Raw genomic sequence first — 24,829 nt, forward strand, 5'->3', positions numbered from 1 at the left:
CGTTGAACGCACCCAAGGGGCCCTTCGGTGCGTTCAACGCACCGAAGGCCACATTGGGGCGCTCCGGAACCTGCTCCACGATGATGTGCGCGTTCGTGCCGCTGACGCCGAACGACGAGATCCCGGCGCGACGCGGTCCTTCACGCTCGGGCCACGGCCGCGGCTCGGTCAGCAGGGACACCGCGCCGCTGTTCCAGTCGACGTGCCGCGAGGGCTCGCCGACGTGCAAGGTCGCGGGCAGCACGCCGTGACGCAGGGCGAGGACCATCTTGATGACCCCGGCGACGCCGGCCGCGGCCTGCGTGTGCCCGACGTTCGACTTGATCGAACCGAGCCACAGCGGTTCTTCCGCGGCGCGGTCCCGGCCGTAGGTCGCCAGCAGCGCCTGTGCTTCGATCGGGTCACCCAGCGTCGTGCCGGTACCGTGCGCCTCGACGGCGTCCACATCGGACGGTGTCAAGCCCGCGTTCGCCAGCGCCGCGCGGATCACGCGTTGCTGCGACGGACCGTTCGGGGCGGTCAGGCCGTTCGATGCACCGTCCTGGTTGACCGCGCTTCCCCGGACGATCGCGAGCACCGGGTGGCCGTGGCGGCGGGCGTCGGAAAGCCGCTCGACGAGGACGACGCCGACGCCTTCACCCCAGCCGGTGCCGTCCGCCTCGTCGGCGAAGGCTTTGCACCGGCCGTCTTTCGCCAGCCCGCGCTGCCGGCTGAACTCGACGAACAGGCCGGGCGTGGACATGATCGTCACGCCGCCGGCCAGCGCCAGCGAGCATTCGCCCGCCCGCAGCGACTGGGCGGCCAGGTGCAGGGCGACCAGCGACGACGAGCACGCCGTGTCGACGGTCATCGCCGGGCCTTCCAGGCCGAGCTCGTAGGCGATCCGTCCGGAAAGGACACTGCCCGCACTGCCGGTGGCGAGGTAGCCGTCGACGCTCTCCTCGCCGAAGTGCAGCGCCGCGGTGTAGTCCTGCCCGTTGGTCCCGGCGAACACCCCGACCGGCGCGCCGCGCACGGACAGGGGGTCGATGCCCGCCTGTTCCAGGGCTTCCCAGGAGGCCTCCAGCAGCAGCCGCTGCTGGGGGTCCATGGCCAGCGCCTCGCGCGGCGAGATCCCGAAGAACTCGGCGTCGAACTGGTCGGCACCGGCCAGGAAGCCGCCTTCGCGCACGTAGGTCGTCCCGGCATGATCGGGGTCGGGGTCGTAGAGGGCGTCGGTGTCCCAGCCGCGGTCGGCGGGGAACTCCGAGACGACGTCACGACCCTCGGCGAGCAGTTTCCAGAGTTCGTCCGGGTTCCGCACGCCGCCGGGGAACCGGCAGCTCATGCCGACGATGGCGATCGGTTCGTCGGTGTTCTGTACGACCGCGGTGGGTTCGGCTTCGGCGCCCCCCAGCAGCTCGTCGCGCAGGTACGCGGATAGGGCTGTCGCGGTCGGGTAATCGAACGCGAGGGTGGCCGGGAGCCGCAGCCCGGTGGCGGTGTCGAGGCGGTTGCGCAGCTCGACGGCGGTCAGCGAGTCGAAGCCGAGTTCCTTGAAGGTGCGGCCGGCCGCGACGTCGTCGGCCGAGCGGTGGCCGAGCGCGAAGGCGACTTGCTCGCGCACCAGCTTGAGCAGTAGCCGGTCGGCGTCCGTAGTGGACAGCCCGGCGAGGTCGAGCGAGCCCGCGGTGGCCAGCGCGAGCTGCCGTACCTCGGGCAGGCCGGCGATGAGCGGGCTCGGGCGGTGCGCGGTGAGCGCGGCCGCGAACCGCTCCCAGTCGACGTCGGCGACGGTGACGGCCGCATGGCCGCTGTCGATCGCGGTCCGCAGCGCCGTGATGGCCCGGTCGGGCCGCAGCGGGGCGAGCCCGGTGCGGCCGAGGTGCTCCTCGGCGGCGGCCGCGGCGGCCATCCCGCCGTCGGCCCACGGCCCCCACGCGATCGAGGTCGCGACCAGCCCCTGGGCCCGGCGCTGTTCGGCGAGGGCGTCGAGGTAGGCGTTCGCGGCGGCGTAGTTGCCCTGGCCGGCCGCGCCGAAGGTGCCCGCGCAGGAGGAGAAGAGGACGAACGCCTCCAGCGGGTGCGCCGCGGTGAGCTCGTGCAGATGCCGAGCGGAGACGGCCTTGGCGTCGACGACCTCGGCCAGGCGCTCCGGAGTGAGGGCTTCGAGGACGCCATCGGCCAGCACGCCCGCGGTGTGCACGACGGCGGTGAGTTCGCCGACCGTGCCGAGGGCGGCTTCGAGCGCGGCGCGGTCGGTGACGTCGCAGGCCAGGACGTCGACCCGGGCGCCGAGTTCGGTCAGCTCGGCCACCAGGTCCGCGGCGCCGGGTGCGTCCGGGCCCCGGCGGCTCGTCAGGACGAGACGCTCGGCGCCGGCCTGGGCCAGCCACCTCGCGACGTGCCGGCCGAGGGCGCCGGTGCCGCCGGTGACCAGGACCGTGCCGTTCGGCTGCCACGGCGTCGCCGGCCGTGCGGTGCGCCGGACGAGCCGGCGGGCCAGTACCTGCGTCCCGCGGACGGCGACCTGGTCTTCGCCGGTCGCGCCGCCGAGGATCGCGCGGAACGTCTCGGCGTCGGCGTCGGCGGACAGGTCGACGAGCCCGCCCCAGCGGTGGGGGTGCTCCAAGGCGACCGTGCGCCCGAAGCCCCAGACCATCGCCTGCGCCGGATCCGGCACGTCACCTTCGGCCGCGGCGACCGCCCCGCGAGTCACACACCACAGCGGCGCGTCGATCTCCGCGTCGCCCAGCGCCTGGACCAACGCGAGCTGATCTGCGACGTCCAAAGTAGACACAACGCCGGTGAGTTCCCGGCCCCGCAGCCGCGCGGCGAGGGTGGCACGATCGTCCTCGGGCGCGACTTCGAGGACGTCGTCGAGGAGGTGCGTGTCCGCTCCTGCGGGCACCACCGCGAGCCACCGGCCGGGTAGCGTGCCCGGCCCGGGGTCGGCGACAGGCTGCCAGGTGACTTCGTACTGGCCGGCCGGGGCCTGGCCACGCTCACGCCAGGCCGTCAGGGCCTCGAGGTCACCGCTTTCGACGGCGGCCCAGAACCGCGCGTCCGGCGCCGGCCGGGTCTCCAGCCAGTAGCGCGTGCGCTGGAACGGATAGGTCGGCAAGGTGACGACCCCACCGCGACGGCCGGGGTGCGCCGCGTGCAGGACCGCCCGCCAGTCGACGGTGTGGCCCCGCGTGTGCACGTCGGCCAGCGCGGTCAGCAGACTCGGGTACTCGGCACGGTCCTTGCGCAGCAACGGAAGCGCGGGGAACGCGGCCAGTGCCGAGAGCACGCCATCGGGTCCGAGTTCGAGGCCCCGCGTGACGCCGAGCCCGGCGAGCGCGGTAGATGCGTCGGCGAACCGCACCGGCTCGCGGACCTGGCGCACCCAGTACTCCGGGGTCAGGATTTCGTCTCCCGCGAGGCGACCGGACACAGTGGACATGAGCGGGATCTTCGGCGCGGCGAAAGACAGTGAACCGGCGACGCGGGCGAAACCGTCCAGCATCGGGTCCATCAGCGCGGAGTGGAACGCGTGCGACACCGTGAGCCGCCGGACCTTCCGGCCCAGCCGGGCGAAGTGGGCATGGATCAGCTCGACCGCGTCGGCCTCGCCGGACACGACCACGGCCTCGGGTCCGTTCACCGCGGCCAGCCCGGCGCCGTCACCCAGCACGGCGGTGACCTCGTCTTCGGTGGCCTGCACGGCCAGCATCGCCCCGCCACCGGGCAGCGCCTGCATCAGGGCCGCCCGGGCCGCCACCAATCGGCAAGCGTCCTCGAGGGACAGAACTCCGGCGACGTGTGCCGCGGCCACCTCGCCGATCGAGTGCCCGGCGACGTGGTCCGGGACCACGCCCCACGACTCCAGCAACCGGAACAACGCCACCTCGACCGCGAACAACGCGGGCTGCGTGTACCCGGTCTGGTCCAGCAGCGAAGCATCCGTGAAGACCACCTCGCGCAACGGCCGGTCCAGCTCCGCATCGACCAGCGCGCACACCGCGTCGAAGGCATCCGCGAACACGGGGAACCGCTCGTACAGCTCGGCACCCATCCCGACGCGCTGCGAACCCTGGCCGGAGAACAGGAACGCCGTCTTGCCCGGTTCCGCGAGGACCGGGGTCGTCGCGCCGAGCCCGGCGAGCAAGTCGTCGCGGCCGTCTCCCACGACCACCGCCCGGTATTCGAAGGCCGACCGCGCGGCCAGCGCGAGCGCGATGTCGACCGGGTCGCCGTCGGGCAGCGCGCGGGCGGCGTCACGCACCGCCTGCTCGGTCCGGCCGGAAAGCACCCACGGCACAACACCGGCCCCGGGTTCACTGTGGACAGCGGGAGCCGCGGGCGGCTCCTCGAGAATGACGTGCGCGTTGGTCCCGCTGACCCCGAACGACGACACGCCCGCGCGGCGAGGCCGGGTTCCTGCCGGCCACTCCTGGGACTCCGTCAGCAGCCGGACTTCGCCGGACGTCCAGTCCACCCGGTCCGACGGCCGGTCCACGTGCAGCGTCTTCGGCAGCGTTCCGCCGCGCAGGGCGAGGACCATCTTGAGCACGCCGACCGCACCCGACGCGGCCTGCGTGTGGCCCAGGTTGGACTTCACCGAACCGAGCCACAGCGGCCGTTCGCGGTTCTGACCGTAGGTCTCCAGCAGCGCCTGCGCCTCGATCGGGTCACCCAGCGCCGTGCCCGTGCCGTGCGCCTCGACGGCGTCCACTTCGGACGGTGCGAGTCCCGCGTTCGCCAGCGCCGCGCGGATCACGCGCTGCTGCGACGGGCCGTTCGGAGCGCTCAGGCCGTTCGACGCGCCGTCCTGGTTCATCGCCGAACCCCGCAGGAGCGCGAGCACCGGGTGGCCGAGCCGCCGCGCGTCCGACAGGCGCTCGACCAGGACCAGCGCGACGCCCTCGCCCCAGCCGGTGCCGTCCGCCGCGTCGGCGAAGGCCTTGCACCGGCCGTCGCCGGCGAGGCCGCCCTGCTTGGCGAACTCCTGGAACGCACCCGGCGTCGCCATCACCGTGACGCCGCCCGCCACCGCCATCGACGACTCGCCGGAACGGACCGATTGGGCGGCCAAGTGCAGCGCCACCAGCGACGACGAGCACGCCGTGTCGACGGTCACCGCGGGACCTTCGAGTCCGAGCACATAGGACACTCGCCCGGACACGACGGCGCCGGCGTTCCCGGTGAGCAGGTGTCCTTCGACCTCCTCCGCGGCCTCGGCGTGGCCGGTCGCGTAACCCTGGGTGCCGCAGCCGACGAACACGCCGGCCGCGCTGCCGCGCAGCGAACGCGGGTCGATCCCGGCGCGCTCGAAGACCTCCCACGCGCTCTCCAGCAACAGCCGCTGCTGCGGGTCCATCGCGACCGCTTCCCGCGGTGAGATCCCGAAGAAGCCGGCGTCGAACTCGTCGGCGTCGTGGACGAACCCGCCCACCCCGCTGACCACGCTGTCGGCCCAGCCTCGGTTCACGGGGAAGGCCGACAGGCCCTCGGCGCCCGCGGAAACCAGGTCCCACAGGTCCTCCGGCGAGCGCACGCCGCCGGGCAGGCGGCACGCCATCGACACGATGGCGATCGGCTCGTCGGGGTCCACTGGGGACACAAGCTGATCGGCCGCCACGGGGCCGGCGCCGAGCAGCTTGTGCCCCAGCAGCGCGGCGAGCCGCCGCGGGTCCGGGTGGTCGAAGAGCACCACGGCGGGCAGCTTCAGCCCGGTCGCCGCGACGAGCCGGTTGCGCACTTCCAGGGCGATCAGGGAGTCGACGCCCAGGTCGCGGAAGGCCCGGTCCGGCTCGACCGAACCCGGCCCGGGGTAACCCAGCACGGCGGCGGTCTCGGCGCGCACGAGGTCCAGCAGGACTTCCGCCCGCGCGGACTCGGTGAGGCCGGAAAGCCGGTGCGCCAGGGAAGAATCGGCCTCGGCCGGCCCGGCCTCGAGGGCGTCGCGGACCCCGGGCAGCTCGTCGAGCAGGGGCCGCGGGCGGCCCGCGGTGAAGGCGGGGGCGAACCGGGACCAGTCCATGTCGGCGACGGACAAGAAGGTCTCGTCCGCGTCGAGCGCCTGGCCCAGCACGGTGAGCGCGAGCGTGGGGTCCATCGCGCGGATACCGCGGCGGCGCAGCTGCTCCCCCGAGTCGTCACCGGTCATGCCCGCGCCGGCCCACGCGCCCCACGCCACCGACGTCGCGGTCAGGCCACGGTCGCGGCGGTGCTGTGCGAGGGCGTCGAGGTAGGCGTTGGCCGCGGCGTACGCACCCTGGCCGCCACCACCCCAGACGCCGGCGTTGGAGGAGAACAGCACGAACGCGTCGAGGTCTCCGGGGAGCAGAGCGTCGAGGTTCGCGGCGCCCTCGACCTTCGCCCGCAGCGTGTCGGCGACTTCGGCGCGGTCGGTCTCGGCGAGGGCGGCCGAGCGGCCCAACCCGGCCGCGTGCACGACGGTCCGGGGCTCGATGTCGGCGAGCAGGGCGGCCAGGGCGTCGCGGTCGGCGACGTCGCAGGCGGCGATGGTCACCTCGACGCCGAGCGCCGTCAGCTCTTCGCGGAGTTCGGCGGCACCGTCCGCGTCGAGGCCGCGGCGGCTGGTCAAGACGAGGTGGTCGGCGCCCGCGCCGGCCAGCCAGCGGGCCACGTGCGCGCCGAGCGCCCCGGTGCCGCCGGTGATCAGCGCGGTTCCGCTCGTGCGCCATTCGCGGGCCGGGCGGGTGAGCGGTGCCGGGACCAGGCGGCGGGCCAGCACTCCGGATGCGCGGATCGCGATCTGGTCCTCGCTCGCGTCGGCGAGCACCCGGGCCAAGCGGCCGAACGCGCGTTCATCGAGGTCTGCGGGCAGGTCGACGAGGCCGCCCCAGCGGTCCGGGTGTTCCAGGCCCACGACCCGGCCCAAGCCCCAGATCCGGGCGTGGTCCGGGCTGGTCAGCCGGTCGGAGCGGCCGGTGGAGACGGCGCCGCGCGTGAGCAGCCACAGCGGCGCGGCCACGGCCCGGACCAGCTCGATGGTGGCGTAGAGGCCGTCGTCGGCGAACGCGAGCAAGGACAGGACGCCGGTGACGTCGTCGGTGGGCAGCTCCGGGAGCCGGGCGCCGGGATCGACGGTCAGCAGGATCGGCTCGGCGCCGTGCGCGGCCAGGCCGTCGACGAGGTCGCCGGCCGGGTATCCGGCCGGGGCGATGACCAGCCAGCGGCCGGAAAGCTCCACTGGGGACGGACTCGCCGGCTGCCAGGCGATTCGGTAACGCCACTTGTCCACAACGGACTGTTCGGTGCGGCGTTTGTGCCACTGGGCGAGGCCGGGCAGGACGTCGGCGAGCGCGGTCGCGTCGACGTCCAGCGAAGCCGCGAGTCCATCGGTGTCGCCACTGTCCACTGCGGACCAGAACTGCTCGTCGGCCGCGCCCGCCGCCTTTTCGGCGGCGGTCAGCCAGTAGCGTTCGCGCTGGAAGGGGTAGGTGGGCAGGTCGACGAGCCGCGCGCCGGGGAAAAGCCCGGCCCACTCGACCGGCGCGCCGTGGCTCCACAGCTCGGCCAGCGACGTCAGGAAGCGCGGCAGGCCGCCCTCCCCGCGGCGCAGCGACCCGACGACGACGGGCTCGTCCAGGGTCTCCTCGACCGCGGCGGCAAGCACGGGATGGGCGCTGACCTCGACGAACGTGGTGAACCCCGCCTCGGCGAGGCCGCGCACGGCCGTGTCGAACAGGACCGTCCGACGCAGGTTCCGGTACCAGTAGCCGGCGTCCATCGTGCTGGTGTCGATCCGCTCGCCGAGCACCGAGGAGTGCAGCGGGATCCCGGCTTCGCGCGGGGTGATCGGGGCGAGCGCGGTGCGCAGGGCGTCCTCGATGGCTTCCACGTGCGCGGAGTGGGACGCGTAGTCCACCGGGATGCGGCGGGCGCGGATGCCGTCGGCCGCGCAGGTTTCGATCAGCTCGTCGAGCGCTTCCGGCTCGCCGGAAAGCACGACCGAGCCCGGGCCGTTGACGGCCGCGACACTGATCCGGTCGTCGAGGCGCGCGGTGGCGTCCTCAAGGGACAGAGCCACCGACGCCATTCCGCCCTTGCCGGCGAGTTGCTCGGCGATGAGCCGGCTGCGCAACGCGACCACTCGGGCACCGTCCTCAAGGGACAGTGCACCCGCGACACACGCCGCGGCGATCTCACCTTGGGAGTGCCCGACGACGGCGCCGGGCTTCACGCCCGCCGACTGCCACAGCGCGGCGAGCGAGACCATCACGGCCCAGGAGGCCGGCTGCACGACGTCGACCCGGGACAGCGCGTCCGCGTCGCCCAGGACGTCGGTCAGCTTCCAGTCCACATGGGACTCCAGGGCGGTCTCGCACTCCGCCATCCGCGCCGCGAAGACGGGCTCGTCGAGCAGGCCGACGGCCATCCCGGCCCACTGCGCACCCTGGCCGGGGAAGACGAAAGCCGTCTTGCCCGGCGGCGCGGCGATTCCCCGGACGACCTCGGCCGACGGCGTCGCGTCCGCGAGCGCGTCAAGCCCACGGACCAGGTCTTCGACGGTGCCGCCGACCACGGCGGCGCGGTGTTCCCAGGCGGTGCGGGCGGTGGCCAGCGCCAGGCCGACGTCGCCGGGCCGCTGGTCGGTGACGTGCTTGCGAAGAAGGCCGGCTTGCTCGCGCAGGGCCTCGGCGGTGCGGGCGGACAACACCCAGGTCGTCGGGCCTTGCGGCGCTTCGCTTTCCTCGGGCGGGGACGCGGGTGCGGCTTCGAGGACGACGTGGGCGTTGGTGCCGCCGACACCGAACGAGGACACGCCGGCGCGGCGGGGTGCGCCGGTCTCGGGCCAGGCGGCGTGCTCGGTCAGCAGCTCGACCGAGCCGCGCGTCCAGTCGACCTGGGCGGACGGCTCGGTGACGTGCAGCGTGCGGGGCAGCTCGCCGTGGCGCAGGGCCAGGACCATCTTCATCACGCCGGCCACGCCGGCGGCGGCCTGGGTGTGCCCGATGTTCGACTTGATCGAGCCCAGCCGGAGCGGGTGTTCGCGGTCCCGGCCGTAGGTGGCCAGGAGGGCCTGCGCCTCGATCGGGTCGCCGAGCGTGGTGCCGGTGCCGTGCGCTTCGACGGCGTCCACTTCGGACGGTTTGAGGCCGGCGTTCGCCAGTGCGGCGCGGATGACGCGTTGCTGCGACAGGCCGTTGGGTGCGGTGAGGCCGTTGGACGCGCCGTCGGAGTTGACCGCGGAGCCGCGCAGGACGGCGAGGACCGGGTGGCCGTTCTTGCGGGCGTCGGAGAGCCGCTCGACGAGCAGCACGCCGGCGCCCTCGCCCCAGCCGGTGCCGTCGGCGGTGTCGGCGAACGACTGGCAGCGCCCGGACGCGGAAACCCCGCCCTGGCTGGTGAACTCGACGAACACGGCGGGCGTCGCCATCACGGTGACGCCGCCGGCGAGCGCCATCGAGCACTCCCCCGCGCGCAGCGCCTGCACCGCGAGGTGCAGCGCGACGAGCGAGGACGAGCAGGCGGTGTCGACGGTGACGGTGGGGCCTTCGAGGCCGAAGGTGTAGGCGAGCCGGCCCGACGCGACGGACACGGCGCTGCCGGTGAGCAGGTGGCCGCGGACTTCGTCGGGCAGGGCGTCGAGGTCGGTGGAGCCGTAGGCCTGGTTGCTGCAGCCGATGAACACGCCGGTGTCGCTGGCTTGCAGTGCTTTTCGGTCCAGCCCCGCGCGTTCGAAGGTCTCCCAGGAGACTTCGAGGAGCAGGCGCTGCTGCGGGTCCATGGCGAGGGCTTCGCGCGGCGAGATGCCGAAGAAGCCGGGATCGAAGTCACCGGCTTTGTCGACGAAGCCGCCCTCGGCGGTGTTGCTGCCGGCGAGTTCGTCGGCGGTCCAGTTCCGGTCGGCGGGGAAGGTTCCGATGGCGTCGGTGCCGTCGCGCAGCAGCTGCCACAGCTGTTCGGGGTCGTTCACCCCGCCCGGGAACCGGCAGCCCATCGCGACGACGGCGATCGGTTCCCTGGCGGCGGCCGCGAGCCGGTCGTTCTGCTCCCGCAGCCGCTTGTTGTCCCGCAAGGACGCCCGGAGCGCTTCGACGACCTTGTCCTTGTCCGAAGACAGTGCCACCAGGTACCTCCAGGTTCACGGCGTGGTCGCCTCGAGTGAAACGCATGCGGCACCCGCAAATCCCTAGACTTCGCGGTCCCTTCCGCGCGGGCCGCGTGGTGAACGACTCGTTCATGTCGTCCGGCGACATGAACGAGTCGTTCAGGTCGTCACGGCTCTCGGTGGCGGGTCCGGCCGCTCCGGCAAGGTCGCGAATGGGTCATTGGGGACCTCCGGCGCCCCGAATGAGTCATTCGCGACGCCGGCGTCGGCGAGCGGCCGCGGGTCAGCCGGCGAGCGGCCGCGGACCGGCCTCGGGAGCTCTGTCCCCAGGCCGGCCCGGTTGTGGACAACCGCGCCGGAATTCCCCTTCTCGGCCGGTTTCGCCGGGGTGGCCGATAGACTGGACCGGGGTCAGCCCCCAGGGATGGGTGGGGACCGCCTGGTGGGTCAGCCGAGGTCGAGTTCGTCGATCAGGGCGAACATCTCGTCGTCCGTTGCCGACTCCAGCCGCTCCTCGACCGCCGTTGCCGTCGCCGACGCGCCGTTCACCCGGGCCAGCAGCTCCTGCAGCCGGCTCCCCAACGTCTCCCGGGCCTGTGCGTCCGCCAGCAGCTCCGGCAACGCGAACTCCACCCGATCCAGCTCGGCCAACGCGGGAAGGATCGCCGCCGGGACGTCCGGGACCAGCTCGGACCTCAGGTACTCCACCAGCACCGTCGTCGACGGGTAGTCGAACAGCAGCGTTGCCGGCAGCCTCAGGCCCGTCGCCGCCCCCAAAAGATTGCGCAGCTCCACCGCGCTCAGCGAGTCGAAGCCCAGCTCCAAGAACCCTCGGTCCGGCTCGATCGCGTCCGGGCCCGCGTAACCGAGGACCGTCGCCGCGTGGGTGCGGACCAGGTCCAGCAACGCTCCGTCGCGCTCGGCCTCCGACATTCCCGCCAGGCGGTGGGTCAGGCTGTCCACCGGGTCGGCCGGGGCCGTCGTCGCCCGGACCGCGCGCCGGACCGGGGTGCGGATCAAGCTGCGGAGGATCACCGGGATCGCGTCTTCGCCGACGCGGTCGCGCATGGCCTCCACGACCAGCCGCACCGGCAGCAGCACCGCCTCGTCGAGGGTGCAGGCCACGTCGAACAGGTCCAGGCCCTCCTCCGACGGCATCGGCTCGACGCCGCCGCGCGCGAGCCGCGAAAGGTCCGCCTCCCCGAGCTTGCCGGTCATGCCGCTGCGTTCGGCCCACAGGCCCCACGCCAGCGACAGCCCCGGCAGGCCCTGCGCCCGGCGCACGTGCGCCAGCGCGTCGAGGAACGCGTTGGCCGCCGCGTAGTTCGCCTGGCCCGTGCCGCCGAACGTGCCGGCCAGCGAGGAGAACACCACGAACCCGGCCAGGTTCATCCCGGCGGTCAGCTCGTGCAGGTGCCAGGCCGCGTCGACCTTGGGCCGCAGCGCCGTGTCCAGCTGGCGGGTGGTCAACGCGGACACGACGCCGTCGTCGAGGACGCCGGCCGTGTGCACCACCGCGGTCAGCGGGTGCTCGGCGGGCACCGCCGCCAGTAGCGCGGCCAGGGAATCCCGGTCGGCGACGTCGCAGGCGGCCATGGTGACGTCCGCGCCCCACGCCGTCAGCTCTTCGACCAGCTCCCGGGCGCCTTCCGCGGCCGGCCCGCGCCGGCTGGTCAGCACCAGCCGCCGGGCGCCGCGGGCGGTCACCAGGTGCCGGGCGACGAGCGTGCCGAGCGTCCCGGTGGCCCCGGTGATCAGCACCGTGCCCTCGGGGTCCCACTCGGGGACCGGCGCCGGGCTGGTGGCCGGGACGCGGGCGAGGCGCGGCACCTGGATCGCGCCGATCCGGACCGCGACGTGCGGCTCGCCGCAGGCCACCGCCGACGGGAGCGCCGCGTAGGAGACTTCGCGGTCGTCGAGGTCGACCAGCACGAACCGGCCGGGGTTCTCCGACTGCGCGGAGCGGACCAGGCCGACGACCGCCGCCGTCGCGAGGTCGGTGATGCCTTCGCCGACGCGGGTCGCGATCGCGCCCCGGGTGACGAACACCAGGCGCGAGCCGGCGAACCGCTCGCTCGCCAGCCACCCCTGCACCTGCTCCAGCGCGCCGTGCGTCGCGGTCCGGACGGCGCGCGCGACGTCCTGGTCCTCCTGCGGGCCGCTGGTCATCACGACCACCTCGGGCGCCGGGGCACCCGCCGCCACGGCCGCGCCGAGCGCGTCGAAGTCCGGGTAGGACTCCACCGGGACACCCGCCGTGCCGAGGGCCTTGGTGACGCGGACGCCGACGTCGTGCCCGACGACCGCCCAGCGCTCGGCCGCCGAGTGGCTGACCGGGGTGATCGGGGCCATCACCCAGCCCACCCGGAACAGCGACTCGTGGTACGCCGACCGCGCGACGTCGAGCTGCTCGGCCGACACCGGTCGCAGCGTGAGCGAGCCGATGGTGGCCACCGGCAGCCCGTGCTGGTCGGCGACCACCAGGGCCACCGTGTCGTCGCCTTGCCCGGTGACACGCACCCGCAGCGCCGACGCGCCGCCGGCGTGCAGGGTCACCCCCGACCACGCGAACGGCAGCACCGCACGGCTTTCGTCGCGCAGGGCCACGGTGTGCAGGGCCGCGTCCAGCAGCGCCGGGTGCAGGCCGAAGCGTTCGGCCTCCGCCCGCTCTTCCTCCGGCAGGTCGACCTCGGCGAAGATCTCGTCGCCGACGCGCCAGGCCCGGTGCAGGCCCTGGAACGCGGGCCCGTAGGCGAACCCGTTGGCCGCGATGCGGTCGTAGAGCCCGTCCAGGTCGATCGGCTCGGCGCCGGCGGGCGGCCAGGCCCCGGTCAGGTCACCGGCCGCGGGGGCCGCCGCCGCGGCGAGCGAGCCACTGGCGTGCGTGGTCCACGGCTCGTCCTCCATGGCCTCGCCCGGGCGGGAGTAGATGTCGATCGAGCGGGTGCCGAACCGGTCGGGCCCGCCGACCGCGACCTGCAGCCGCACCCCGCCGGTCTCCGGCAGCACCAGCGGCGCGGCGAGGGTCAGCTCCTCGACGCGTTCGCAGCCGACCTTGTCCGCCGCGTGCACGGCCAGTTCCATGAACGCCGTCCCGGGCAGCAGCACGCTGCCGAGCACGACGTGCTGCGCGAGCAGCGGGTGGCTGGTCGTCGAGAGCAGGCTCGTGAACAGCGCGCCATCCGAACCGGCGAGCGAGACCGACGCGCCCAGCAGCGGGTGCTCGGTACCGCTGAGCCCGGCGCCGGTGACGTCACCGGCCACGGCCGGGACGTCGAGCCAGTAGCGTTCGCGCTGGAACGCATACGTCGGCAGTTCGACGTGCCGGCCGCCGGTGAGCACCGCGGCCCAGTCGACGTCGACGCCGGCGGTGTGCAATCCGGCGAGTGCGGTGAGCAGGGACCGTTCCTCGTCGTGTCCCTTGCGCAGCACCGATCCCACGCTCAGCTCGGCGGGGCCGGCGCAGTCCGGGACCAGCGCGGCGAGCACCGCGTCCGGACCCAGCTCGACGAACCGGTTCACGCCTTCCGCGGCCAGCTCGCGGATGCCGTCGGCGAACCGGACGGCTTCCCGCACGTGCCGCACCCAGTACTCCGGCGTCGCGACGTCGCCGGCCGACACGATCGGGATCCGCGGCCGGTCGTAGGCCAGACCCTCCGCGACCGCGGCGAACTCGGCGAGCATCGGGTCCATCAGCGGCGAGTGGAAGGCGTGCGAGACGTCCAATCGCTTGGTCTTGCGGCCCAGCGCGTCGAAGTGCTCCTTGAGCGCCAGCACGGCTTCGGTCTCACCCGAGACGACAACGGCTTCGGGTCCGTTCACCGCGGCCAGCGAGACCCGGTCGTCCAGCAGCGGGGCGACATCGTCCTCGGGGACGCCGATCGCCACCATGGCCCCGCCCTCGGGCAGGGCCTCCATCAACCGGCCGCGCGCGGCGACCAGCTTCGCCGCGTCGGACAGGGAAAAGACGCCGGCGACGTGCGCCGCGGCCAGTTCGCCGATCGAGTGACCCGCGAGGAAGTCCGCGCGGACGTTCCAGGATTCCAGGAGCCGGAACAACGCCACCTCGACCGCGAACAGCGCGGGCTGGGTGCAGCCGGTCCGGTCAAGCCGGGCGGCGTCGTCGCCGAAGACGACGTCACGCAACGGCAGGTCGAAGTGCGCGCAGACCGCGTCGAAGGCATCGGCGAAGACGGGGAACCGCTCGTACAGCTCCTGTCCCATGCCGAGCCGCTGCGCACCCTGTCCGGTGAACAGGAACGCCGTCCGGCCGGAACGGGCGACGTGCTGCCGCAGCCCGGCGGCGGGCCGGTCCGCGGCCAGCGCGGCCAGCCCCTCGCGCAGTTCGCCGAGGCTTTCGCCGACGACCACCGCGCGGTGCCCGAACTTCGCGCGGGCGGACAGGGAACGGGCGACGTCGGCCGCGTCCACTTCGGACTCGGTCGCGTCCAGCAGCCGCCGGGCCTGGCCGCGCAGCGCGGCTTCGGATCGGGCCGACACCGGCCAGGCCGTGAATCGTTGCCGCGTGACGACTTCGGCCGTCTCGGGCAGTGACGGTGCCTCTTCGATGATCGTGTGCACGTTGGTGCCGCTGACTCCGAACGAGGACACGGCGGCGCGACGCGGGTGGCCGTTCGCGGCCCACTCGACCGGCTCGGACAGCAGCCGGACCTGCCCGGCGGACCAGTCGATGTGCGGCGAGGGGGTCTCGGCGTGCAATGTCCGCGGCAGGACGCCGTTGCGCAGCGCCTGCACCATCTTGATCACGCCCGCGATGCCCGACGCGGCCTGGGTGTGCCCGATGTTGGACTTCACCGAACCCAGCCACAGCGGCCGTTCCCGGTCCTGGCCGTAGGTGGCGATGAGTGCCTGCGCCTCGATCGGGTCGCCCAGCGGGGTGCCCGTCCCGTGCGCCTCGACGGCGTCCACATCGGACGGTGTGAGGGCCGCGTCGGCCAGCGCCGCGCGGATGACCCGCTGCTGCGCGGGCCCGCTCGGCGCGGTCATGCCGTTGGACGCGCCGTCCTGGTTGACCGCGCTGCCCCGCACGACGGCCAGCACCGGGTGCCCGTTGCGGCGCGCGTCGGAAAGCCGTTCCACCAGCACCATGCCGACGCCCTCGGCCCAGCCCGCGCCGTCGGCGTCCGCGGAGAACGCGCGGCACCGGCCGTCCGGCGACAGGGCGCGCTGCCGGCTGAACTCGACGAACGTGTCGACCGAGGAGATCACCGTGACGCCGCCGGCCAGCGCGAGGTCGCACTCGCCCGAGCGCAGGGCCTTGACCGCCCAGTGCAGTGCGACCAGGGAGGACGAACACGCCGTGTCGACCGTGACCGCCGGGCCTTCGAGGCCGAAGGTGTAGGCGATCCGGCCGGACGCGACGCTGCCCGCGCTGCCGGTCGCGAGGTGTCCCTCGAACTCGCCGGGCGCGTGCCGCACCCGGGCGCCGTAGTCGTGGTAGTTGGAGCCGACGAACACGCCGGTCCGGCTGCCGCGCAGCAGCGCCGGGTCGATGCCGGCGCGCTCGACGGCCTCCCACGACGTCTCCAGGAGCAGCCGCTGCTGCGGGTCGATCGCGGGGGCCTCGCGCGGCGCGATCCCGAAGAACGCCGGGTCGAAGTCGGCCGCGTCGTGCAGGAAGCCGCCGCCGCGCGTGTAGAAGGTGCCCGGCTTGTCCGGGTCGGGGTCGAAGAGCCCGTCGACGTCCCAGCCGCGGTCGGCCGGGAACTCCCCGACCGCGTCGACGCCGTCGGCGACAAGCCGCCACAGCTCCTCGGGGCCGGTCACGCCGCCGGGGTAGCGGCAGGACATCGCGACGATGGCGATCGGCTCGTCGGTACCCGCCACCAGCGGAACCGCGGTTTCGGCGACTGTGCCGCCCACCAGTTCGCGCCGGACGTGCCCGGCGAGCGCGACGGCGGTCGGGTGGTCGAAGACCAGCGTGACCGGCAGCCGCAGGCCGGTGACCTCGCCGAGCCGGTTGCGCAGGTCGACGGCGGTGAGCGAGTCGAAGCCGAGGTCGCGGAAGGCGCGGGTGGGCTCGATCGACTCGGGTCCGGGGTAGCCGAGCGCCACCGCGGCCTGGGCCTGGATCAGCGCCAGGACCAGCCGGTGCTGCTCGGCTTCGCCCAGGCCGGCCAGGCGCCGGCCCCAGCCGGTTTCGACCGCTTCCGGCGCCGCCGCTCCGGGGATCCCCAGCAGCGCGGCGCTCGGCCGCCCCTGAGCCAGGGTCTTGCGGTAACGGTCCCAGCGGATGTCCGCGACCGCGAGCACGGTCTCGTCCTCGTCGAGGGCCTGTTGCAGAGCGAGGAGGGCCAGCTCGGGGTCCATCGCGGGCAGGCCTTGCGCGGCGAGGCCTTCACCTCGGCCGCCGGCCCACGCACCCCACGCCATCGCCGTCGCGGGCAGGCCGGCGGCGCGGCGCTCGCGGGCGAGCGCGTCGAGGTAGGTGTTGGCCGCGGCGTAGCTCGCCTGTCCCGGACCGCCGAGCGTGCCCGCCAGCGAGGAGAACAGGACGAACGCCGCGAGGTCGCGGTCCGCGGTCAGCTCGTGCAGGTGCCGCGCGGCGTCGGCCTTGGGGCGCAGGACGTTGGCGATCCGCTCGGCGGTGAGGCCGTCGAGGACGCCGTCGTCGAGCACCGCGGCGGCGTGCACCACCGCGGTCAGGTCCGGCAGCCCGTCCAGCAGTTCGCCCAGCTGGTCGCGGTCGGCGACGTCGCAGGTCGCGACGGTCAGCTCGGTGCCGAGGTCCGCCAGTTCGGCGGTCAGCTCGGGGACGTCCTGGTGACGCCGGCTGGTGAGCACCAGCCGTTCGGCGCCCGCGCGGGCGAGCCAGCGGGCGAGGTGCGGGCCGATCCCGCCGGTGCCGCCGGTGAGCAGCACGGTGCCGGACGCCTGCCACGGCGTCGCCGAGTCGCCGGCCGGTGCCGCGCGGACCAAGCGGCGGCCGAAGACGCCGGAGGCGCGCACCGCGACCTGGTCCTCGGGGCCGGGCGCGCCGAGGATGGCGGCGAGCCGGGCGATCCCGCGGCCGTCGAGGTCGGCCGGAAGGTCGACGAGACCGCCGAAGCGCTGCGGGTACTCCATGGCTGCGATCCGGCCGAAGCCCCAGGTCAGCGCCTGGTCGGCGGCCCGGATCGGGTCGGTGGCGCTGGTGCTGACCGCGCCGTTGGTGGCCCACCAGAGCGGCGCGTCGATGCCCGCGTCGCCGAGGGCGTGCAGCAGCGTCAAGTTCGCTTCGAAGCCGTCGAGGGCGAGCAACGAAAGCACGCCTTCACACGGTCCTGCGGCGCGAAGCAGCTCGGCACATCGCTCGCGGTCCACATCGGACGGGAGTTCCAGCAGGCGCGCGCCGAGTCCGTCGGCCAGCTCCTGCGCGTCGTGCCCGGCCGGAGCGATGACGAGCCAGTTCGCGACGATGGTTCCGGACGCGACGGCGAGCGGGGTCCACTCGACGCGGTACCGCCAGCCGTCCACAGTGGACCCGGCTTGCCGCTGGGTACGCCAGGCGGCGAGCGCTCCGAAGTCGGCCTGCTCGACGGCGGCCCAGAACTCGTCGTCCAGCGGGTCGGTGGCGTGGTCGGGCACGTCCAGCCAGTAGCGCTGGTGCTGGAAGGCGTAGGTGGGCAGCGGGATCGTCGCGGCACCCGGGAAGACCGGCGCCCAGTCGACGTCGACGCCGCGCACGTGCAGCTCGGATAGGGACGTCCGGAACCGCGCGAGGCCGCCCTCGCCGCGCCGCAGCGTACCGGTCGCGACGGCGTCCGGGACGGCCTCGGCGATCGCGGACGTGACGACCGGATGCGGGCTGACCTCGACGAACGCGGAGTGCTCGCGCGCCGCGAGCGCCTCGACGGTCTGGGTGAACAGCACCGGTTGACGCAGGTTGCGGTACCAGTACCCGGCGTCGAGCGTCGCGGTGTCGATCGGCTCGGCCGTCACCGTCGAGTAGAACGGGACCTCGCCGGTCCGCGGTTCGATCGCGGCGAGCACGTCGAGCAGCTCGGCTTCGATCGCTTCCACGTGCGCCGAGTGCGAGGCGTAGTCCACCTGGATCAGCCGGGCGCGGACGCCGTCGGCCACGCATTGGGCGAGCAGTTCGACCAGAGCGTCGGGCTCGCCGCAGACGACGGTCGACGACGGGCTGTTGAAGGCCGCTATCGTGATCCGGCCGGCCCATTCGGACAGGAGCCTCTCGAGCTGCTCGGCGCCGAGCGCGACCGACGCCATCCCGCCCCGGCCCGCGAGCCCGGCGGCGATCGCCTTGCTCCGCAGCGCGACCACGCGGGCACCGTCCACCAGCGACAGTCCACCCGTGACCACCGCCGCGGCGATCTCACCCTGGGAGTGACCCACCACCGCGGCCGGCTCGACACCGTGTGACTGCCAGAGCGCGGCCAGGGAGACCATCACCGCCCACGACAGGGGCTGCACGACATCGACCCGGTCCAGCGACCCGTCGCGCAGCTCGACGATCGGCGACCAGTCCACAAAGGATTCCAGAGCGGCCACGCACTCCGCGAACCGCGCCGCGAACACCGGCGACGAGTCGAGCAGTTCGGCCGCCATCCCGGTCCATTGCGCACCTTGGCCCGGGAAGACGAACACCGTCCGGCCCACCGCACCCGCCACTCCAGTGACCACCGACGCGTTCGGCGTTCCGGTGGTGAGGTCGTTCAGGCCGGCCAGCAGCGCGTCCCGGTCGTCGCCGAGCACGACGGCACGGTGCTCGAACGCGGTCCGCGTCGAGGCGAGGGACCAGCCGACGTCCGCGATGTCCGCGGCCGCGGAGGCGGCCAGTTTCGCGGCCTGCGCGGGCAGTCCGGCCGCCGAGCGGGCCGAAAGCACCCACGGCACCGGTCCCGCGACCGGCGCGCGCTCGGCGATCGGTTCGGGAGCGGGATCGTGTTCGAGCACGACGTGGGCGTTGGTGCCGCCGACGCCGAACGAGGACACGCCGACGCGGCGCGGTCCCGGCTTGTCCGGCCACGGCGTGGCCTCGGTGAGCAGTTCGAGGGCCCCGGACGACCAGTCGACGTGCGGCGACGGGTGCTCCGAGTGCAGCGAGCGCGGCAGGACGCCGTGACGCATGGCCAGCACCATCTTGATGACGCCGGCGGCGCCCGCGGCGGCCTGGCTGTGCCCGATGTTCGACTTGACCGAACCGAGCCACAGCGGGGCCACGCGGTCGCGGCCGTAGGTGGCCATCAGCGCCTGCGCCTCGATCGGGTCGCCCAGCGTGGTGCCCGTGCCGTGCGCCTCGACGGCGTCCACTTCGGACGGTTCGAGCCCGGCCGCGGCCAGCGCCGAGAGAATCACGCGCTGCTGCGACGGGCCGTTCGGGGCGGTCAGGCCGTTGGACGCGCCGTCCTGGTTGGTCGCGGTGCCGCGGACCACGGCGAGTACGCGGTGTCCCTTGCGCTTCGCGTCGGAAAGCCGCTCGACGAGCAGCATGCCGACGCCCTCGGCCAGGCCCATGCCGTCGGCCTCGGCGGAGAACGGCTTGCTCCGGCCGTCGGCGGCCAGCGCGCGCTGACGGCTGAACGCGACGAACGGCGCCGGGGTCGACATCACCGCGACGCCGCCGGCGAGCGCGAGGTCGCACTCCCCCGACCGCAGCGCCTGGCCGGCCAGGTGCAGCGCGACCAGCGACGACGAGCAGCCGGTGTCGATCGTGACCGCCGGGCCTTCGAGCCCGAAGGTGTAGGCGACGCGGCCCGACGTGACGCTGCCGGTGCCGCCGGTGACCAGGTGACCCTCGACGCCTTCGGGGACTTCGCGCAGCCGCTGGCCGTAGTCGTGGCCGCTGGCGCCGACGAACACGCCGGTGCGGCTGCCGCGGACGGCGGCCTGGTCGAACCCGGCGTCTTCGAAAGCCTCCCAGGACGCTTCCATGACGACGCGCTGCTGCGGGTCCATCGCGAGGGCTTCGCGCGGGCTGATGCCGAAGAAGCCCGGGTCGAACTCGGCGGCGTCGTAGAGGAAGCCGCCCGCGCGGGTGTAGCTGTGGCCGGCGCTGTCCGGGTCGGGGTCGTAGAGCGCGCCGGGCTGCCAGCCGCGGTCGCCGGGGAACTCGCCGATGGCGTCCGCCTCGGCCATCATCAGGTCCCACAGCTGCCGCGGGCTGCCGATGCCGCCGGCGAACCGGCAGCTCATGCCGACGATGGCGAGGGGCTCGTCGGTCGCCGTGACCGGCGCGGCGACAGCGGGCGCCGGGGCGCCGAGGACCTCGGTGCGGACGTGCCGCGCCAGGGTCGTCGCGTTCGGGTAGTCGAACACGAGGGTGGCGGACAGCTTCAGGCCGGTGGCGGCGGTGAGCCGGTTGCGCAGCTCGATCGCGGTCAGCGAGTCGAAGCCCAGCTCCCGGAACGCGCGGGAGGCGTCGACGTCCTCCGGCCCGGCGTACCCGAGCACGGCGGCCGCGTGCTTGCGGACCAGCCCGAGCAGTTCGCGCTCCTGGTCCGGTTCGGACAGTGCGGACAGCTTGGCGCGCAACGCTCCCGACGCGCCGGTCTCCTCCTCGGTGACCTCCGCCTCGGCGGCCAGCACGGCCGCGACCTCGGGCACCTCGGACAGCAGCGGCCGCGGGCGGGCGGCGGTGAAGACCGGGACGAACCGCTCCCAGTCGATGTCGGCGACGGCCAGGAACGGCTCGTCGTGGTCGAGGACCTGGCCGAGCCCGAGCAGGGCCGGTTCCGGGGCCATGAACGGGATCCCGCGCCACTTGAGCTGATCGGCGACGACGTCGGAGACCATGCCGTCGCCGGCCCAGATGCCCCAGGCGACCGAGGTCCCGGCGAGCCCGCGAGCGCGGCGGCTCTCGGCGAGCGCGTCGACGAAGGCGTTCGCGGCGGCGTACGCGCCGTGGTCGCCACTGCCCCACACGCCGGCGACCGAGGAGTACAGGACGAAAGCGTCGAGGTCGGCCTCAGCGAACAGCGCGTCGAGGTGACGGGCGCCGGCGAGCTTCGCGCGGGCGCCCTCTTCGAACTCGGGCAACGTCGTGTCGGTGAGCGGCGCCAGCAGGCCGACCCCGGCGGTGTGCACGACCGCGCGGATGCCCGGCAGGCCGCTGACCAGCGAAGTCAGTGCCTCGCGGTCGGCGACGTCGCAGGCGGCGATGGTCACCTCGACACCGAGCGCCGTGAGTTCTTCGCGCAACTCAGCGGCGCCGGGTGCGCCGGGACCGCGGCGGCTGGTGAGCACCAGGTGCTCGGCCCCGCGGCCGACGAGCCAGCGGGCGACGTGCGCGCCGAGCCCGCCGGTGCCACCGGTGATCAGCGCGGTGCCGCTGGTCCGCCACTCGGGGGCGCTGCCTTCGACCGGAGCCCGACGAAGGCGACGCTGGTACATCCCGGAGTCGCGGACGGCCAGCTGGTCCTCGTCGCCGATCCCGGCGAGCGCGGCGCAGAGCCGGGCCGCGGCCTGCTCGTCCAGGGTTTCCGGCAGGTCGACCAGGCCACCCCAGCGGTCGGGGTGTTCGAGGGCGAGGACCCGGCCGAGGCCCCAGGTCGTGGCCTGGCCCGGGTTCGGTGCCATGTCGCCGGGCACGACGACCGCGGTGCCCTGCGTCGCGAGCCACAGCGGCGCGGCGATCCCGGCGTCGCCGAGGGCCTGCGAGAGCAGGAGGTTCGCCGCAAGTCCCCGGGAGAGCACCGGGTGCATAGCGTGGGGACGCTCGTCGAGCGCGAGCAGCGACAGCACGCCCGCGACGTCGGACTCGTCCCGCAGCCGCTCGGCCAGCGACGCGCGGTCGTCGGTCTCGTCGACCCGCAGGGTGCGGACGACCGCACCGGCCTTCTCCAGGGCGTCGAGGCAGACGTCGGGCGCGTGCACGACCAGCCAGGTCCCGGACAGCACGGGTGCCGGGGCGGCGACCGGGTGCCAGGTGATCCGGTACCGCCACCGGTCCACTGTGGACAGCTCGGTGCGGCGGTGGCGCCAGTCCGCCAGCGCGGGCAGCACCTCCTGCCAGGGCGTTTCGGCCGTGACACCCAGCTCTTCGGTGAGCGCGCCGTCCTCGACGGCGTCCCAGAACTCCGGGTCGGCCGCGGCGGTCTCGACCGGGGCCTCCAGCCAGTAGCGCTGCCGCTGGAAGGGATATGTCGGCAAAGCGACCGGCCGCGCGTCGGGGTAGACGGCCGCCCAGTCGACGTCGTGACCCTGCGTCCACAGCTGAGCCACCGAGGTCAGGAACCGCGTCAAGCCGCCTTCGCCACGCCGGAGCGTGCCGACGACGGCCGCCGAACCGGGGTCGAGCGCGTCGTCGAGAGTTTCCTGGATGCCGCCGCCGAGGACGGGGTGCGGGCTCGACTCGACGAAGAACCGGTGCCCGTCGGCGATGAGGGTCCGGGTGGCGTCCTGGAACCGCACGCGCTGCCGCAGGTTCCGGTACCAGTAGGCCGCGTCGAGTGTCTCGGCGGTCTCCCCGGTGACGCTGGAGACGAACGTGACCCGCGGGGCGCGGGGTTCGAGGTCCGCCAGGGCTTCGAGCAGTTCGGCTTCGAGGACCTCGACCACGGCGGAGTGCGACGCGTAGTCCACCGGGATCCGGCGTACGCGCAATCCTTCGGCTTCGGCGCGGGCCAGGGCCTCCTCGACGGCGGCGATCTCGCCGGAGATCACCACGGACGCGGGTCCGTTGACCGCCGCGATGGAGACACCGTCCGCGAGCAGCGTCGAGACCTGGGCTTCCGCCGCGGCGACCGACGCCATCGCGCCGAGGCCGGCCAGCCGGCCGGCGATCAGCTTGCTACGCAGCGCGACGACCTTGGCTCCGTCGGACAGCGACAGCGCACCGGCGACCACGGCGGCGGCAATCTCACCCTGCGAGTGCCCGACGACGGCGTCCGGCGTGACGCCGTGCGCCGCCCACAACGCGGCGAGCGACACCATGACCGCCCACGAAACCGGCTGGACGACGTCGACGCGTTCGAGGGCCGCCGCGTCACCGAGGACGTCGGTCAGCTTCCAGTCCACGAAGGTTTCCAGCGCCGAGGCGCACTCGGCCATCCGGGCCGCGAACACCGGTGAGGAAGCCAGCAGGTCCACGGCCATCCCGGCCCACTGGGCGCCCTGGCCGGGGAAGACCAGCACGGTGCCGCCCACGACCTGGGCCTCGCCACCGACCGCCGCGCCACCGGCGGCCGTGCCGGCTTCGGCGATCTCGCGGAGGCCCGCGACCAGGTCCCGGCCGATCACCGCGGCGCGGTGCTCGAACGCCGAGCGCGTGGTGGCCAGGGACCAGCCGACGTCGGCGACGTTCGCGTCCCGCAGCTCCGCCAGCTCCGCCGCGCGGGCCTTCAACGCGGCGTCGGAACGGCCCGACAACACCCACACCGCGGTGTCCACAGTAGACTCCGAGGCGACCGCGGGTTCGTCGGTGACGCCTTCCAGTACGACGTGCGCGTTGGTGCCGCTGCCGCCGAATGAAGAGACCCCGGCTCGGCGCGGCGCACCCGTCTCGGGCCATTCCTGCTGCTCGGTGAGCAGCGAGACCGCGCCGTCGGTCCAGTCGACGTGCGGGGTCGGCTCGCCGACGAACAGCGTCTTCGGCAGGATGCCCGCGCGCAGGGCCAGGACCATCTTGATCACGCCGGCGACCCCGGAGGCCGCCTGGGTGTGGCCGATGTTCGACTTGACCGTGCCGAGCAGCAGCGGTCGTTCGCGGTCGCGGCCGTAGGTGGCCTGCAGGGCCTGCGCCTCGATGGGGTCGCCCAGCTTGGTGCCGGTGCCGTGCGCCTCGACGACGTCGACCTGCTCGGGCGCCAGCCGCGCGTTGGCCAGGGCGGCCTCGATCACGCGCTGCTGCGAAAGCCCGTTGGGGGCGGTCAGGCCGTTCGACGCGCCGTCCTGGTTGATCGCGGTGCCGCGGATGACCGCGAGCACCGGGTGGCCGTTGCGGCGCGCGTCGGACAGCCGCTCCAGCAGCACGACGCCGACGCCCTCGCCCCAGCCGGTCCCGTCGGCGTCGGCGGAGAAGGCGCGGCAGCGGCCGTCGGCGGACAGGCCGCGCTGGCGGCTGAACTCGACGAAGTTGCGGGGGTTGGCCATCACGGTCGCGCCGCACGCCAGCGCCATCGAGCACTCGTCGTTGCGCAGCGCGGAAACCGCCAGGTGCAGGGCGACCAGCGACGACGAGCACATGGTGTCGACGGTGACGGCCGGGCCCTCCAGCCCGAACGTGTAGGCGAGCCGGCCGGACAGCACGGCGGCCGAACCGCCGGTGAGCAGCAGCCCCTCCAGACCTTCGGGCGCGGTGACCATGCCGCCGGCGTAACCCTGGTTGCTGGCCCCGACGAACACGCCGGTCGAGCTGCCGCGCAGGGCCGCCGCGTCGAGCTTCGCGCGCTCGAAGGCCTCCCAAGTGGTCTCCAGCAGGAGCCGCTGCTGCGGGTCCATCGCCACGGCCTCGCGCGGGGAGATGCCGAAGAACGCGGGGTCGAACTGCGCGGCGTCGGTCAGGAAGCAGCCGTCGCGCACGTAACTGCGGCCGACCCGTTCGGGGTCGGGGTCGTAGAGGTCGGGGTCCCAGCCGCGGTCGGCGGGCCAGGGCGAGACGGCGTCCCGGCCCTCGGCGAGCAGGTCCCAGAGCTGCTCGGGATCGTTGACCCCGCCCGGGAACCGGCAGCTCATCGACACCACGGCGATCGGTTCGCCGCGGCGCTCGGTGACGTCCTGCAGGCGGCGGTTGGCCAGCTTCAGATCGGCCGTGACCCGCTTGAGGTAGTCACGGAGCTTGTCCTCGTTGCGCATCTGCGTCCGCTCCTGGTATTCGGTCAC

At 74.0% G+C, this 24,829-nt stretch carries 2 protein-coding genes; both read right to left on the reverse strand.

Features of this window, described 5'->3' with window-relative positions:
* A partial coding sequence (locus AB0N03_RS44855; RefSeq protein WP_364386279.1) for a type I polyketide synthase occupies positions 1-10,066 on the reverse strand: 10,066 nt, incomplete at its 3' end.
* A gap of 429 nt (positions 10,067-10,495) precedes the next feature.
* On the reverse strand, positions 10,496-24,829 hold the full coding sequence (locus AB0N03_RS44860; RefSeq protein WP_364386281.1) for a type I polyketide synthase: 14,334 nt from the start codon (positions 24,827-24,829) through the stop codon (positions 10,496-10,498).

The sequence above is a fragment of the Amycolatopsis sp. NPDC051061 genome, assembly GCF_040682935.1.
Classification (GTDB): domain Bacteria; phylum Actinomycetota; class Actinomycetes; order Mycobacteriales; family Pseudonocardiaceae; genus Amycolatopsis.